Raw genomic sequence first — 14,583 nt, forward strand, 5'->3', positions numbered from 1 at the left:
AGTCAAAAAACTAGGAACGATTGCCCATTTTTTATTTTCGTGGTAGGATTTAATAAAAAATAAGAACAAGCGTTCGTTAAAAGGAGGCGGTTTTATTGTGGGTTTCAAAGGTTAACGCACGAGGTAGGCAATATTTTTATCTGTCTGTTTACGATAACGCACGAAAGCGCAAGGAGAAACACGTTTTTTCGTTAGGCAGACGTAAACAGGCGGTTGATCAAATGCGAGAGTGGCTTTACTCGCATAATGTACCCCCGTATTTAGAGGATTTAGGTTGCGATATGTCGAAAGTTAAAGGTTGGGTGCGAAAATTAGAAGAAAAAGAATTACAAGCAATGTGAAGTCTAGGGTTGACTTATCAGTACCCACAATTTATAATAAAAATATGAGCTACCATCAGCCAAATGATAGCTCCGACCCAGCAAGTGGGTTTCGTTCACAGAAACGAGAAATACCAAAATACCAATACCAAAAAAGCAATAGGACAAAAGCTTTTAGGTAATTTAAGTTACTTTTATTTTAACGGTATTTCTCCTTTTGTGCAACGTTAAAACTTGCCAAACACACAATTTTAGGAGGAATTTATCATGTCAGAAAGATTTTATACAGTTGAGGACGCAAGCTTGAACGAATTTTATCAATTGCCAAAAACATTGGTGAAAAACCCAATCTATGAAAATCTAAGTAGTAATGCTTTGGTTGCTTATGCGATTTTAAAAGATCGGCATTCTCTGTCATGTCACAACAAATGGTATGACGAAAAAAATCGAGTGTTTTTCTATTTTAAAGATCAAGATCTTGCTGATACATTACATAAGAGCTTAAAAACTGCAAAAAGAATTAAAAAAGAATTAAAAGATCATAACTTAATACACGTTAGACGACAAGGTGTTAAAGATCCAGCATTCATCTATTTAATGAAGCCTGAACCTTACAGCGCCAAGGAAGGGTCAAATATGACCCCACATGAAGGGTCAAATATGACCCCACATGAAGGGTCAAATATGACCCTCAATAGTAATACTGAGTTAAATAATACTGAGTTAAATAATAATGAGAATCTATCAATCGCAACAGAGGAAAAAACAAAAAAAGAGGTAGGTCAAAATTTGAACCAGATTAACTCTGAGATAAAAACATTAGAGCAATCAGATATACCAATGTTCATAAAAAAACGACTAGCAAAGCAAACCATGATTGATCGATTGATTCTACTTTCAAATAAACTGTCTATTAATCTCGAAAACCTTTTGCAAGACATAGAGGATTTATATAATGATTTCAAAGAGTTGCTAACAGTTGAACAATTTACTAGCTGTTTGGTAGATTCACTTAACGGAAACATAGCTAAAAATCCAAAAGAGTACATCAGAAGCGCTTTAAATAAAAAATTCGAATCTTTCCAAGCTAAAAAAGAAAAAGAGCTCACAGGGGCTAAAAAACGACAATCAGAACCTAAAGTAGATTGGTTTGAAAAACAAAAGCAAGAACGAGCTAAAAAAACAAAAGCTGAACTGAAAAAGCAAGATAGTAATGTTGATGTTGTCAAACTCTTAGACGAATTCATCGCTAAAAAGGAAGTGTAATTAAATGGCTAAGTTGATAGTTTATCGAGATAATCAAGGTGATTATATTTTAGAACGTGTCAATCAGTTTAATCATTCCACAATACATTATTTTGTAACAGCTGAAGGTCTAAAAGATAGATTAGAATATTATAAAAGTATTGGTCTATTAGATACTCATGATCTTATTTTCGATGAGGATTGTAAGGTTCATATTCAGCACCTACAAAACTAATTTATGGAAGGTGGGTGCTAAAAAGGAGGAAACTAGAATGACCACGAAAAAAACACCTGGATTTTTGAGCGTGTCAAATTCGCGCGGATATAAATATGTGCAACTTCGTAGATCGGTAGAGGTCGGAAAAAACGAAAAAACAGGAAAGAGACTAATCAAAAAGATAGTGCTACATACGTTTGGGAATTATGAAAAATCACTAGAAAGCATGTACGGGTGGCTTAACAATCCCGAAACCTTCCCCGAAAAGCTGATTGATCTTGGTTATGATCTGGACGATCTTCAAGACTGGATAATGACGCTTGAAACTAAAAAAACGAAAACTGGGAAAGATTTTACGATATGAAAAGGAGGTTTTTGTATGTATCAGGACTATGAATTCACAAGTAAATATGTTTTGAAAGCAATAGGTGTCGGATCTATAGTTGTTGCTTTACTAGCGTTGATAGGTTTTTTAATATTTTTCTTCCCTGTGATCGGAAAAATTTTATTAATTGGATTCGGAGTAATTGTTGGTTTGTTTTCAATATGCCTGGTTGCCTTCCCGATCGGAGTTATAATTCTTGGAACACCAGAAACTAAGGGCGAATAGTTATGTTGATGGAGAAGAAGTATTTTATTTATTTCATTTTGAGATGTTTACTTTTCTGTCTTGCGGGCTTTTTACTTCCTTTTGCAGTTTGCTATTCAAATATATTTTTTTATAAATTTTTTGTTAGTTTTTTACTTTAATTTCGTCACAGCCTGTCATGCACAACTATCTTTTTAGTTTTGCATGACAGCCTTTTTACGTCTTCAAAACGTGCTGTTTTTAAATATATAAATATATATATTAAATTTTGCACGCTCATTTGATCGATTCAGCTAGTTAATGCGAGCAATAGAGTTTATAAAATTAAGAGATACCAGGATTAAAAAAACAGCGAATCACGAAATTGAATTGTTCGATTGAAAAAGCGAAATGAACGATATAAATGTTTTGGGTTAAACGCGAAATGTTTTGGGTGTTTTGGGGTTTACAGGCGATATGAAGGGGTGTAATCTAGTCCATAAGCGATAGGACAAACGAATAAGTTGCAGTCCACAAAAGTGTTGGTAGCACTATTGTAGGATTACCAGGTAAGAACGTACCGAGCAACCGATCAGATCACTGCAACATGGATAAGTATATCTTATTTCAGCGTGTTTTAAAAGTGATTATAGTAGGGCTTGCTATGTTTACGACCTGTAAATATAGCAAGCCCTATTTGTTTTATTGCGTAAAGGGGTGATCGAGTGGAAACAATTGTCGTACCTGTTGACGTTAGGGAAATGACGAGATTCGTCACCGATATAGGCGAGATACACGTTATCCACGAAATTACACTAGGTGATTTGATTGTCTCGACCACTATAACGGCATTAATCATTTTTTTGCTTATTAGTAGAGTGATCGGGAAGGGTGATGATGATGTATGAGGTCGTAGATTACAGCAAGACTGAAATAGCTACAGTCTATATCGTCATTATATCGGCAGGATTGCTTTTATATCCGATTGCACGCCTAGCATTCACAGCGCTGTCAAGGGGTACTGAAAAATGGAGATAGGCGGGCTAATGGCTGAAGCTTTCAAAATTTTTCTTGGCAACCCAGACATAATGACTGTATTGCTTGGTTGGGGTGTATTTGTGGCTCTTATCCTTACAGTCTTACAAATTTACAATAAAACAAAACTGTAAGGGGTGGAAAAATGAATTTATCGGGTGTTTGGGATTGGTCGTTTTTTTGGGATACGTTCGGATTCATCTTGCGAACAGTAGCCAATTTCTTAATGATTCTCGTTGCAATCATTGCGGTTGGCATGTTACTTAAAGTCGTGATTCGAGCCGTCAGAGAGGGTCGAGGAGGATGAGTATTCCCTTTTTCACACCGTCAAATATGGCTGAATTTTGGTCTTATGCCAGGATGCTTTTAGAAATGATAAGCCCTGGTGTGATGTTAGTAACAGGTACGGCAGCTGTCGGCATTATGCTACCTATCATTATTAAGGCTTTCAAAAGGTCTGACAAAGACCTAGAAAAGGACGAAAGAGATTTTGAATACCAAGAGTATTAATAATAGGCTTTGCCTATATTATAAAAAATCAAATTATTAGGAGGTCATTTATTATGGCAATTGATTGGACAGGATTATCTTTACCATTTGATGTAGGGGATTTAATTGCTAGTGGTAATGGATTACTAGGTATGGTAGCAGGGTTCGTTCTATTGGCTCTAGCGTTCGTATTCGTACCAAAAGTTATCGCTCTTATTCGCAAGTCATTTACAGCAGCAAAAGGCTAAGTTTATAAAACAATAAAAAGCAGGGTAGATAGTTAAGTGCTATCCACCCTGCTTTTTATTTTAAGGGAGGTTAAAACGATGGAAATTGATTGGTCGTCACTATCTACGCATATGTCCGCGAGGGATTTAATTGAGAGTGGGAACGGGTTGTTGTTTTTGGTTGGTGGTTTTGTTCTATTAGGTCTGGCTTTCCCATTGGTTCCTATGATTATTACTTTGATAAGAGAATATGCACTAACAGGAAAAGAAAATGAATTTTACAAACAGACTGGAGCAAGAAAGGGACGATCTAGAGGAGAAAGGTTGTCAGTTGCAATGGATATGACTAAGCATAAACACTTTGACTAGGTAGTGATCACATGAAAAAGAAGGTTTTCGTAATAACACTTATTTTAATTAGTATTTCCCATTCCTTTGTCCTGTCCGCTAGTGTCATAAGCCGATATGAATCTGACAGAGATGCTCAGTATATATCGCCTAGTGCCAATGCTAACGTATCTCAATATAACACAAACGGTGAGCTAATAGATCAAGTTTCCATAGAAGCGTCTCAAGGTTGGTATTTCCGTTGTAATGGTCGCTTAGAGTTTAATTTCACTAGTGGAGATACTGAGACGGTTTATATTAATCAAATACAAAGTCAAGCTTCTGTTTGCTTTCCGGATTCGGACGGCGATGATAATGGAAGCGACTGTGGTTGTATCTTTAATACACCAGGATGGGAAGATTATATGGGTCGTATCAACGACATTATAGACGCTATACCGTCACCCCCGAATTGGGGTCAGGTAGCGAATACGTTTAGGGATTCTATTGTACCCAGGCTAATAAACGATACAAGGGATATGCTTGGTTATGCACCTAGCTTACCATCAGAACCGAGCTACCCAGACACGATAAGGGGGGGCATTACAGAGCCGAGGGGTAATAATGCACCTGGATTAGATGACGCAAGTTTCGGCGTCGATGACATAAGAGACGGAACTCCAATAGAGGTTGTGGAGGACGATAGCGGAGGATTTAACATAGTAGACCCGATCGATAATTTACCAAGCCAAGAAGAGTTTAAAGACAATATACCGAAAGAGAGTGATATGATACCGCCAGACGTTCCAGACGTTGAGGGGGAAGCACCTGCTGATCCAGAAGAACAGGAAAATATAGCACCCTCACCAGATGAGATAGAGGGAACAGCGCCGACACCAACAGAGGAAGAAAATCAAGCCCCAGGACCACCAGAAGAAAATTACAATCCAACACCAACACCAGGAGAGGACGAGGGAACAACAGCTCCTATTCCAGATGATAGAGAAAATGCAGCGCCCACACCTGATGATAATGGTTTTAATGCACCCATACCAGGAAGTGAAGGAAACAATGCTCCATTACCAGGAAGTGACATAGGAGATGTACCCTTGCCTAGTGAAAGTGTACCTTGATTTAGAAAGAAGGTGATTGAATGAAACGAAAAATACTAGCTTTATTAGTACCGATATTTTTTGTCATTCCGCTAAATATTTTTGCGGATGAGTTTGATTTTCGAGATGGAATATTTGATAACTATGATGTAATCGACCATAGTGCCTCAGAAAATTACCAATATGTTATTGATAATGACCTTGAAACATACTCTACCGGTCCGTACGATTTTTTAAAAATAAAGTTAACGCAACCGGTAAACATTGATGGTTTTTATCTTAATTCGAATTCTACTAATCAGCATCGCTATGTCATATTACATTTTTCGAATGGCGCTGAACAAGAATTGATTTTAGCAAACCGAAACCGAACAGATGAATATATTGCCATTGAAAGAGAGGATTTAATAGAAATACAAATCAGTTCGTCTTCTGGCGGGACAGTACGTGTGTATCAATTTGAACTTTTTGGAGAAGTTTTAGGTGATGCAATAAATGTGGAAGAAATCAAAAACATAAACGTGGAAGCTGAACACGATCGAGTTAATCTATCGTGGGAATTACCAGATACAGAGCATTTTGACCACGTCAATATTTACAGAATGGATTTAGGACAAGCCGAACAAGAAACGTCAATGTTTGAATTTTTAAGACCCTTGACGGTGAACGCAAGCGAAAATTATCAGCCTTTGTTTGAGACAAATGGAACCTATTTCAACGATTTGTCAGTAGAAGAAAATAACTCTTATGAATACAAACTGACTACAGAATATCAGGGGGTTGAATCAGAAGGGGTTACGGTACAAGCAACCACAGGATTTGCCCCTGCACCACCGATCGGTGGTGACGATTATCAAGAGCAGCCTAACGGTGATTACCTGGTTACTTGGGAAAGTCCTACTGATGGAGATGTCAGGGTACTTTTGGACGGTGAGATTTATGCGACTGTGCCAGCAAGTGATGGTCAATTCACGGTGCCAGCTACCGATATGGTTTATAACAATTTTGGCGACCCTTTAATCGGTATACAGCCGGTAGCGCCTAATGGTCAAGAGGGGAGCATATCACAACCAAGTGGTACGGAATTACCTTTTACGCCAAGAGACTTGATTGGAACAGGAAACGGCTTACTGATGCTAGTAAGTGGGTTCGTTTTACTTGCTCTAGCTTTTGTGTTGGTTCCAAAAATCATTAAAGTGATTCGATCATCGATGCAAAACGAAAGTAGCAGAAGTGATCAAGACAGTATTTACAGACGATCAGCACCGCAAAAGCAGGAAAGACCGCAAAGGAAACATCGTATGCAACGAGAAAGCAGGATTATCACCAGGCAACCAAGACAAGGGAGGGCTTAGATTGAATTTATTACAATTAACATTAGACGTTATTTTCGGGGGCTATATGCCTTATCTAGCCCCCCTTCTTTTTTTACTAATGGTTATATTGTTTGTCGATCGCTTAATTGATTTTATTTATAACGCTATCGGCAGACAAAAGGAACGTTATTAATGGGTGTTATCACTGACGCATTTGGCAAGTTGTTTACAATCTTGTGGGATGTTGCTATGTGGATTTACAATGGATTTCTTGCGATATTTCAGCACATTATCGATATTATTATAGATTTTTTTACGATTATTATTGATTTGATTAGAGGATTACTCTATCTAATTTATATGATCGGTGTCCTGGCAATAACATTGTTTAGAGTATTGCTAGAAGCTGCGCAAATTTTATGGTCGCTTATTATTGGATTTGGCAACACATTAGCAAGCCTAAATTATGCACCTAGAGGTTCGGGCGGACATGGGTACAGCGATATGATCGGGCGGCTTTTTGAAGCATTAGAGCCTATGCAATTAACGCCTATTGCTTATATATTATCGTTTTCAATTTGGTTTATTACAGCGATCAGCGCCATGAAGCTTATATCGTCAATACGAGTGGGGGGGAGCTAATGCTTAATATTTATGAGGTTATTGTTAATTTTATAGATTCGGTTTTTCAACCGCCTATTTCGTTTTTGCAGTTGGCTATTGAACGCTTGCAAGTAGCAAGGATGGTCACAGCACAAGGTCTTGATATTGGGCAATACTTTAGGGTTTTCGGTGATCTACCAACCGCATGGCAAATGGTGATCACCTCAGCTTTAATCGCAACAGTGCTGTTAGGTACACTATTAACTTTTCGATCAATTATGCGTTTATATTATGCAGTCAAAGAAGGTGTTCACTGGTGGTAATAACTTATCCTTATTTAAAAACCATTTACGCTATGATCGCTTTTTTGTTGTCAGCAAGTGTCTGCTTAGCAACAGCAATCTCTATCAATTTAACAAGGGAATTTATTAATAAAAGAAAGGTGAGAGGTTAATATGATTGATGCTTTTATATATATGTTTGTAGTGGGGTCAGGAACAAGCTTAGGTGTTGCAGTTATCGCCCTGGCATCGTGGAAGTTTGTGCAACGTTCTAAGAAAAAAGAGAAGAAGAAAGGCGGTAAGCTAAATGGCATTATTAAATAAAAAAAAGGATGAAGAAGATTACAAGGTAGAAACAACCGATCTCTTAATTGTGTTCGACAATGATAACAAAACGTCAGATATAAACGTAGTGTCTAGTCTTGATGATGGCACAGTCACCGTTAACGGCATGTATAAAATACCTCTGCAAGATTGTGAGATTACAGTCGGAAAAGAGGGGCGTAATTTCTTTTATCGCGCACCTGCTGAATCGGTTGAGGAAGTGGAGCGCCTGGCGCAACTAGAACATAATATCGTCCTAACACAAATAACGGCATACAGACCGCCAGAGCCACCCAACGCTATGGACTTGACTAAGGTTTTTTTGTTTGCCCTGGTTGCCTTGGCACTTATTGCTATGATTTTTATTTAAAAGGAAAAAGGTGTAAGCTGTCAGACGCAATTAAATCCAATAAGTAAAGGGGTTGTACGATAAATGCAACAGAATAACGACATGACCAATGCCGATAAGCTTCAAAGTGTCATATCTGACGACTTGTTTCCGCAAGTCGCTCATATATCGGACGTAAAGCAAGTAATCGAAGAAATGACGAGTAAATCTCAAAATTTAAGAGAGGTGCAAATAAAAGCGCTGCTTTTTCTGAAACGGTTGGGCGAAAACAAGTACCTTTATCCAGACAAAAATCCATACAAGGCAATCTATGATTATATCACAAAGCAAGGTAAAACAGACGTCGCGGATCCAGATTACTATTTAGATACGATTGAAGCGCTTATTCCTAAGCCACCGAAACCGATCGTCATGGCTCCCGGCGACAAAGGGGGTAAACGCTAATGGCTCACCACATGTTTATTCAGGGGGGGCTAGGTTCTGGTAAGACATTTCTCATGTCTTTGCTTGCTCATCACTGGAAACAGCGTACAGCTATGCGTGGTGGTCATGTGGAGCTATTCAGCAATTATGAATTGCTAGACAGCCAACCTATGAGCCATTACACAGACTGGTACAAGGTCGCAGAAGCACAAGGTAGCATAATTTGTTGGGACGAATCGCAAATGGCTTTCAGCAACCGAAAATGGAGCCGATACGGTTCGGGTGTAGCGACAGAAGTACTAATGTTCACACGGAAAATGAAGTCCATACAGCTTTATTGTAGTCCTAATATCAACAACGTTGATAGTCGCATAAGGGACATTATAGAAGTGCTAGTTACCACAAGAAAGATCGGTGATAAAGGTTTTCAGTTGCACTTTATGGATTATCAAACCAAGCAATTTATGCATACACAATTCATTCCCATGTATAAGGCTAAACAGATTTTCAAACTTAATCTTTACGACACTTATAACATGGTAACGAGCTTTCCATTGCCTAGTGACGAGCGACAGGGGAATGAATTCTTTGAAACGCTGAACGATATACACAACAAAGCAAGGGGGAAAATAAAGCATGGAAATAAACGCATTATCCATAGTGCCGAAGGGGTATAAAGACAAAGACCCTCGACCACTCACTTATCTTAACCCAACGACAATAAATATTGTCAGTTATACAAAAAGTGTCCAGCTATTTAATTATTATCAAATGCTAGAGCTTGCAGAGGACTTAGCAAAGCGACAGGGCTTTATTTTGATTCCCTGGTCATGCATTCATTGGCAAAGAGCCAAAGAATTTGGCGTTGACCGTAAAGTTAAGATCGGTCGTAAATCGTTTTTTATGATTCGTGACAGCGAAATGACCAAAGTAGAGCGATACAAATACAGCGAATATGTAAGAGAGGTGCAAAATGGAGCTTAAGTTAGAACAGATCGGAGTTTTGCTTTTAAACATGAATATGTGCCGTCAAAACGTCAAGAAGCACTTTAAAAAGACTAACAAGGATTTGATCGAACAGTACGACAGCGTAAAAACGCATTTAAAGACCGTTTTAGATATTAACGGCTTTGAGGGAACAGAAACACTCATAAGTCTTTACCTAAGTACAGACGAGCTAAAAATGGTGTCTAGTTTCATTTCTTGGTACGTTCCTGCAAGTGAGGGTGTTATAAAAAAAGCTTATGGGAAAGTTGGAGGCGAAGATCGCCAACAACTTAATGCCCTGGTATCAATCAAAAAAGAAATCGAGGTGGCTCTTGGTGCGTAAATGTCTGTTAGCGTTATTGACTGGACTAATTTTGTTATCAGACCCCTTCATTTCGTCAGCTAATCAACTTGAACAGTACGAAGGGGAGCTTGCTGACATTGAAAATCAAATTGATAGTGTTACCGAACGTGACCAACTTATTAATCTGGTTGTCCAGGAGAATAAAGCAGCTAAGATCGTTAGAGCTTATCGTATAGCAACCACATTAAATAATCAATCTATTCAGACTGGACAAACAGCGTTAGTTGGTGAAACCCCTGCTGTTGTTTCCGTTGGAGAAAAATGGATTGATAACAGCACATATGCCTTTGGCGGTGGTAGAAATGAAATGGAGATTAGTGAAGGATTGTTTGATTGCTCTAGTTTTGTGCATTGGGCGTTTGACCAGGTAGGAATAAGCTTAGGAGATCGGACAAGCGTTACTACCGACACGCTAAAAACCCTGGGCGATTCCATTAGTCCAGATGATGTGCAACCAGGTGATCTAGTCTTTTTTGACACATATAAAATTGATGGTCATGTTGGTATTTACGCAGGTGACGGTAAATTCATTGGCTCACAAAGTTCTACTGGTGTTGCTTATGAGGATATGACAACAGGTTACTGGAAAGAGAAATTTAACGGAAGGGTGAGACGTATTGATTAACAAAATTAGAAGTTTATTATACAAATCAGCGAAATTTTTAGGAGATATTAACGCTATTAGACGGGGAAAGATCAAGCAACGCATTAGAAATCGTGTTGTTGGCAGGTACGTAGGTAAAAGATTATTCAAATGAAAACAAGCACCCCTTAAAAGGTGCTTGTTCGTGTTTTGATGTAGTTCACTAGATCCCTGGCTTAATTATCGTTCGTCTTTTCACCTCGGAAAGTCCAGGAAAAAATCCAGCTGCAGTTGCTAATCGCCCTCTAAATCCGAACGTTCTTTTTTAGCTTGTCGTTTTGCTCTTGTTAGTGTGCTAATTGATATACCCGTTAGTTCCTCGACTTGTTTATAACTATGTGATTCTAGAAGCTCTAAAGCATGGTGTATTTGCTTTCTTTTGAATTTATTAGGTCTACCTTCTCTAAAATCCTCACGTTGCCTAGCTATCGCTTTACCCTCTTGAGTACGCTCGACAATCATATCTCTTTCAAATTCCGCAAAACTCATAAAGATGTTGAATATAAGTCTACCGTTAGGGGTGTTTTCTATTGTCCCTAAGTTGAGGATTTTAACCGTTACACCCTTTTCAAATAGGCTTTTAATTATCTCTGTACCCTCTAGAGTGGAACGGGCAAAACGATCAAGCTTTGTGACAATTAGTGTGTCACTGGGTTTTAATGCTTTTAGTAGCTTTTGAAACTCTGGTCTATCCTTTTTCGTTCCAGTATAAATATCTTTATAGATTTTTTTAGCGCCTGCTTTCTCTACTGCTTCTATTTGCGACTGCATAGAAGCTCCATGAGTAAACTGACCATGTGTAGACACTCTACAATATCCGTATTCCAAATTCATCACCTCTATTTATGACTATTATGTTTTGAACAACATTATAGATTGATCTTATCACTATATGGATTTTTAGTCAAAACCGTTAAGTTTTGACTAAAAAGTATGGTTAAATATGCTAATCTATGTTATATTTTAAATTAATAGATTTGCTAACTCATAGGTGGTCAGTACTCACCCCAGCAAGGAAGGGGGTGGTGCTGTATGATGACGGTATACGAAACGTTAATGATTACATTTACTTTCGCCGGATTAATTATTGCAGTGCTGTCTTTTAAGCACAAAAAATAATCCACCCTATGAGTTGACGGCTCTAGGCGGATTATTATAATCTTCTCAGTGCTGACCCCTTTGAAGGGTGCATTTCTATCATGCTGTTAGTGTTAGCGCACTGACAGCTTTTATTTTGCACTTAAATAGTATTCTTAATACATATTATATATGTCGGATAGCTTTTTTTCAAATGAAAGTGCTTTTGAATTTTTTATCATTAAAAAATAATCCGCCCAATGAGTTAACGACTCTGGCGGATTATTACGTCATGACGCTTGTCAGTATTCGAACAGTGACTGTTTTTTCAAAAAAGATCTTTCTAAAAAAATTAATTAAGCGATATAAACCCTACAATTAAAGAGAATATAAGATACAAGAACAGTATACCAACTACCGATAAAATCAATACTTTTATCCTTTTTCTTCTCTCCATAAATCCACCTCAATTCTACTTAAAAAAGTGACCCCTTTAAATATCCACTAGCATTGCCTTTATTGTCAACTCTAACTTCGCTTTCCGCATCTGCGTAAGTCCAAGCCCCTTTAAATATTAAAGAAACTGAAACATTAGATCTAGAGTAAGCATAAGTGTTTCCATATCTAGAGTATCCTCCGGAGAAAGTCCAAGAATTTAATGTGAAATTTCTCGTTATTCTATGGTCGTACGATTTAACTCCAGTTATTCTCCCTCCACTTTTAGTCCTAGTATACGTCATTGAGGCTTTTGTTTGCATAGTTCTAATACCAAGAATATAAACATTCTTAGTATAGGTTGCTGTTCTCGTTTGTCCAGATGACATCACGGAAATACCTTGAACAACTGCAGGAATATCTTCTACACTCTCTTCGGACACTATATCCTTATGTAATTCCACCGTTTCGGTCGCCTTTCCCGAAAAAGCATTCATTGAAATCTCACTATCAGGAATTTCTTCCATAATAATTTCCATTAATTCATCGTCATTAATGTAAGATACAAATTTATTCTTTTCAGAGTCCGAAAGATCAGAATACTTATTGTACTCTTCTAAAAGAAGATTTTTCTCCTCACCTTGTGCCTTTTCAATATTTTCTAAAAAATCAGACTCGAATTCTTCTCTTAATTGTTCTGTCTCACTAGATTCAGAAGCCGACACACCTAGACCAAAAACAAAGAAAAACGAAACGACAAGAAATAAAGTTAAAAAGTACTTTTTCAAAAAAACATCTCCTTTAATAGTGTTTTTCCCTTGTATTAATTATACAAAAGGTTTTATATATCCTGAGATAAGACTACAAAACATACAGCTAAATACTTTTTTGTATTTTTCCCACCCTTCTTTTTTCAAATAAATTACATTAATAATGTTAAACCATCAAATTACAATTTTCAACACATTTTCAAACTTAATTCCTAAATATAGAATTTTAATACATATAAGTGCGAAAATTATGCAAACTATTTTTTGTTGTAAAAAAGGAGTGGTTGGATGAATTTAATATTAGAAACACGTTATAATCTCAAAAATGGAAAGAGGTGTGATCTTTGGACGGTAGAAAATTAGATGTATCTGTAGGCGATAAAGTTATAAGTGGCGTTTGTGGTGGGTTAGCTGAATACTTCGGAATATCATCTTTTGTAGTAAGGTTGATCTTTATTTTCACACCTGGCAGTTTAGCTGTTTATATTATTTTAGCATTGTATTTTAATCGTGATTACATCTTTTAAAACCACCCCATACAATTAGGGATGGTTTTTCATTTAATTCCTGATCTTAGAAATCAACAACAAAACAATTCCGGCTAGTCCGCCTATTAAGGCTATGCCACCGAATAGCCATAAAATTACTCCCAAAACTTCCACCACCTTTTACCCTGTTCCTGCTGTTGAACCTCTAACTTTCTTTGCTCTTGCATGTCGTTCATAAACTTCATTAGGTTCTGATCTCTTTCTTCTAAGCGCTGATCTATGTATTTTTGCTGTTTATCAAGCCGATCAATTAGAGCTTTGTTAAACTCCTCTTGACGCTCTATATATTTCTCCATATCGTTTTTAGTATCGCCTGTCTGTATCGCCGTATCGTTTATACGATATGACAGGTTAGATTGTTGTAATTCCGCCACTTTTTCTGCTGATTCAGATACTGATTTCCCTTGATTTCGTAGCACCTGTAAATATGCTAAAGCTTGCAAATCATCAGCATGAAAAATACGCCAATTCGATTCGTTTTTCTCAAACTTATATCCTTTATCCTCTAGTTCCTGTGTGTATTTCCTAACAGTTACTGTCTTAATATCTAAACGTTCAGCGACTTCTTTAGTTGCATAAGTTGCATGAACATCATCTTTTTTATTAATATCGTTATCCATATAGTCACACCACCCAATATAATTATATTTAAAAATACACTTATAACCTAAAAAATATATTAATTTAATGCTATTATACCTTATAATACAAGACAAATTTCAAAAAAAATATGTCATTCTCTCAATTTTGTGTTAAATTAGTAAGTATATAAGTAAATTCTACTAAAATAAAACCCTGCTAATCGCAAGGTTTAATTGAATACCAGTATTATTTTGTTAAATTTGTGCAACATGCCTGGGCGTGCTACCAACACCCCCAAGCGTGAAGGCTTAACCACACAAGCCTAGCACAAGGAAACACAG

28 protein-coding genes are annotated in these 14,583 nt (G+C 37.2%); 25 read left to right on the forward strand and 3 right to left on the reverse strand.

The window, feature by feature from the left end; genetic code table 11:
- The first annotated feature begins 95 nt into the window (after positions 1-95).
- The 23 genes from JOE23_RS17340 (at position 96) to JOE23_RS18330 (ending at position 10,812) form a co-directional block, all read left to right on the forward strand.
- Complete coding sequence (locus JOE23_RS17340) at positions 96-341, forward strand: hypothetical protein (protein WP_204440700.1); 246 nt, start codon at positions 96-98, stop codon at positions 339-341.
- A 246-nt stretch (positions 342-587) separates the two neighbouring features.
- Entirely contained in the window at positions 588-1,586 is a 999-nt protein-coding gene (locus tag JOE23_RS17345; RefSeq protein WP_204440703.1) for a replication initiator protein A, read from the forward strand.
- A gap of 4 nt (positions 1,587-1,590) precedes the next feature.
- On the forward strand, positions 1,591-1,800 hold the full coding sequence (locus JOE23_RS17350) for a hypothetical protein (protein WP_204440705.1): 210 nt from the start codon (positions 1,591-1,593) through the stop codon (positions 1,798-1,800).
- A 37-nt stretch (positions 1,801-1,837) separates the two neighbouring features.
- A complete protein-coding gene (locus JOE23_RS17355; protein ID WP_204440707.1) occupies positions 1,838-2,146 on the forward strand; it encodes a hypothetical protein in 309 nt (102 codons plus the stop codon).
- A 15-nt stretch (positions 2,147-2,161) separates the two neighbouring features.
- Positions 2,162-2,392 (forward strand): hypothetical protein, encoded by a 231-nt coding sequence (locus tag JOE23_RS17360; RefSeq protein WP_204440709.1) that lies wholly within the window; start codon positions 2,162-2,164, stop codon positions 2,390-2,392.
- Positions 2,393-3,075: 683 nt separating this feature from the next.
- Positions 3,076-3,258, forward strand: a complete 183-nt coding sequence (locus tag JOE23_RS17365; protein ID WP_204440748.1) for a hypothetical protein — start codon at positions 3,076-3,078, stop codon at positions 3,256-3,258.
- A gap of 120 nt (positions 3,259-3,378) precedes the next feature.
- Positions 3,379-3,519, forward strand: coding sequence for a hypothetical protein (locus JOE23_RS17370; protein WP_204440712.1), 141 nt, complete (start codon positions 3,379-3,381; stop codon positions 3,517-3,519).
- 11 nt (positions 3,520-3,530) lie between these two features.
- Entirely contained in the window at positions 3,531-3,692 is a 162-nt protein-coding gene (locus tag JOE23_RS17375) for a PTS ascorbate transporter subunit IIC (protein WP_204440714.1), read from the forward strand.
- 65 nt (positions 3,693-3,757) lie between these two features.
- On the forward strand, positions 3,758-3,895 hold the full coding sequence (locus JOE23_RS17380) for a hypothetical protein (RefSeq protein ID WP_204440750.1): 138 nt from the start codon (positions 3,758-3,760) through the stop codon (positions 3,893-3,895).
- A gap of 53 nt (positions 3,896-3,948) precedes the next feature.
- Entirely contained in the window at positions 3,949-4,122 is a 174-nt protein-coding gene (locus JOE23_RS17385) for a hypothetical protein (protein WP_204440716.1), read from the forward strand.
- A gap of 78 nt (positions 4,123-4,200) precedes the next feature.
- Complete coding sequence (locus JOE23_RS17390) at positions 4,201-4,470, forward strand: hypothetical protein (RefSeq protein WP_204440718.1); 270 nt, start codon at positions 4,201-4,203, stop codon at positions 4,468-4,470.
- A gap of 11 nt (positions 4,471-4,481) precedes the next feature.
- The gene (locus JOE23_RS17395) at positions 4,482-5,561 is read left to right on the forward strand and encodes a hypothetical protein (RefSeq protein WP_204440720.1); all 1,080 of its coding nucleotides are present in this window, start codon (positions 4,482-4,484) and stop codon (positions 5,559-5,561) included.
- Between the two features lie 20 nt (positions 5,562-5,581).
- A complete protein-coding gene (locus tag JOE23_RS17400; protein WP_204440752.1) occupies positions 5,582-6,895 on the forward strand; it encodes a hypothetical protein in 1,314 nt (437 codons plus the stop codon).
- A gap of 1 nt (position 6,896) precedes the next feature.
- A complete protein-coding gene (locus JOE23_RS17405) occupies positions 6,897-7,049 on the forward strand; it encodes a hypothetical protein (RefSeq protein WP_204440754.1) in 153 nt (50 codons plus the stop codon).
- Positions 7,049-7,498: a hypothetical protein gene (locus JOE23_RS17410; RefSeq protein WP_204440722.1), complete on the forward strand. Its 450-nt coding sequence runs from the start codon at positions 7,049-7,051 to the stop codon at positions 7,496-7,498. The genes JOE23_RS17405 and JOE23_RS17410 overlap by 1 nt, the downstream gene beginning before the upstream one ends.
- Positions 7,498-7,782 (forward strand): hypothetical protein, encoded by a 285-nt coding sequence (locus JOE23_RS17415; protein ID WP_204440724.1) that lies wholly within the window; start codon positions 7,498-7,500, stop codon positions 7,780-7,782. The genes JOE23_RS17410 and JOE23_RS17415 overlap by 1 nt, the downstream gene beginning before the upstream one ends.
- 132 nt (positions 7,783-7,914) lie before the next feature.
- The gene (locus JOE23_RS17420) at positions 7,915-8,064 is read left to right on the forward strand and encodes a hypothetical protein (RefSeq protein WP_204440726.1); all 150 of its coding nucleotides are present in this window, start codon (positions 7,915-7,917) and stop codon (positions 8,062-8,064) included.
- Positions 8,048-8,434: a hypothetical protein gene (locus JOE23_RS17425; RefSeq protein WP_204440728.1), complete on the forward strand. Its 387-nt coding sequence runs from the start codon at positions 8,048-8,050 to the stop codon at positions 8,432-8,434. Before JOE23_RS17420 ends, JOE23_RS17425 begins: the two co-directional genes overlap by 17 nt.
- Positions 8,435-8,497: 63 nt before the next feature.
- Positions 8,498-8,857 carry a hypothetical protein gene (locus JOE23_RS17430; RefSeq protein WP_204440730.1) on the forward strand — a complete coding sequence of 120 codons (360 nt, stop codon included), beginning with the start codon at positions 8,498-8,500 and terminating at the stop codon, positions 8,855-8,857.
- Positions 8,857-9,513, forward strand: a complete 657-nt coding sequence (locus tag JOE23_RS17435; RefSeq protein WP_204440732.1) for a zonular occludens toxin domain-containing protein — start codon at positions 8,857-8,859, stop codon at positions 9,511-9,513. Before JOE23_RS17430 ends, JOE23_RS17435 begins: the two co-directional genes overlap by 1 nt.
- The gene (locus JOE23_RS17440) at positions 9,473-9,820 is read left to right on the forward strand and encodes a hypothetical protein (RefSeq protein WP_204440734.1); all 348 of its coding nucleotides are present in this window, start codon (positions 9,473-9,475) and stop codon (positions 9,818-9,820) included. The genes JOE23_RS17435 and JOE23_RS17440 overlap by 41 nt, the downstream gene beginning before the upstream one ends.
- Entirely contained in the window at positions 9,810-10,166 is a 357-nt protein-coding gene (locus tag JOE23_RS17445) for a hypothetical protein (RefSeq protein WP_204440736.1), read from the forward strand. Before JOE23_RS17440 ends, JOE23_RS17445 begins: the two co-directional genes overlap by 11 nt.
- On the forward strand, positions 10,159-10,812 hold the full coding sequence (locus tag JOE23_RS18330) for a C40 family peptidase (protein ID WP_420827549.1): 654 nt from the start codon (positions 10,159-10,161) through the stop codon (positions 10,810-10,812). Before JOE23_RS17445 ends, JOE23_RS18330 begins: the two co-directional genes overlap by 8 nt.
- A gap of 252 nt (positions 10,813-11,064) precedes the next feature.
- Here JOE23_RS18330 and JOE23_RS17455 read toward each other — a convergent pair whose 3' ends face one another.
- Entirely contained in the window at positions 11,065-11,658 is a 594-nt protein-coding gene (locus tag JOE23_RS17455; protein ID WP_204440740.1) for a recombinase family protein, read from the reverse strand.
- 207 nt (positions 11,659-11,865) lie between these two features.
- Between JOE23_RS17455 and JOE23_RS18335 the strand changes: the two genes are divergently transcribed.
- A complete protein-coding gene (locus JOE23_RS18335; RefSeq protein WP_420827550.1) occupies positions 11,866-11,949 on the forward strand; it encodes a putative holin-like toxin in 84 nt (27 codons plus the stop codon).
- Positions 11,950-12,383: 434 nt separating this feature from the next.
- On the opposite strand, the gene JOE23_RS17460 is transcribed toward JOE23_RS18335, so the two are convergent.
- A complete protein-coding gene (locus tag JOE23_RS17460; RefSeq protein WP_204440742.1) occupies positions 12,384-13,130 on the reverse strand; it encodes a hypothetical protein in 747 nt (248 codons plus the stop codon).
- A 326-nt stretch (positions 13,131-13,456) separates the two neighbouring features.
- On the opposite strand from JOE23_RS17460, the gene JOE23_RS17465 reads away from it, so the two are divergent.
- The gene (locus JOE23_RS17465; RefSeq protein WP_204440744.1) at positions 13,457-13,639 is read left to right on the forward strand and encodes a PspC domain-containing protein; all 183 of its coding nucleotides are present in this window, start codon (positions 13,457-13,459) and stop codon (positions 13,637-13,639) included.
- A 116-nt stretch (positions 13,640-13,755) separates the two neighbouring features.
- On the opposite strand, the gene JOE23_RS17470 is transcribed toward JOE23_RS17465, so the two are convergent.
- Positions 13,756-14,280, reverse strand: coding sequence for a MerR family transcriptional regulator (locus JOE23_RS17470; protein WP_204440746.1), 525 nt, complete (start codon positions 14,278-14,280; stop codon positions 13,756-13,758).
- Between the last annotated feature and the right edge of the window lie 303 nt (positions 14,281-14,583).

The organism is Amphibacillus cookii (assembly GCF_016908375.1).
In the GTDB taxonomy this organism is placed as follows: Bacteria; Bacillota; Bacilli; order Bacillales; family Amphibacillaceae; genus Amphibacillus_C; species Amphibacillus_C cookii.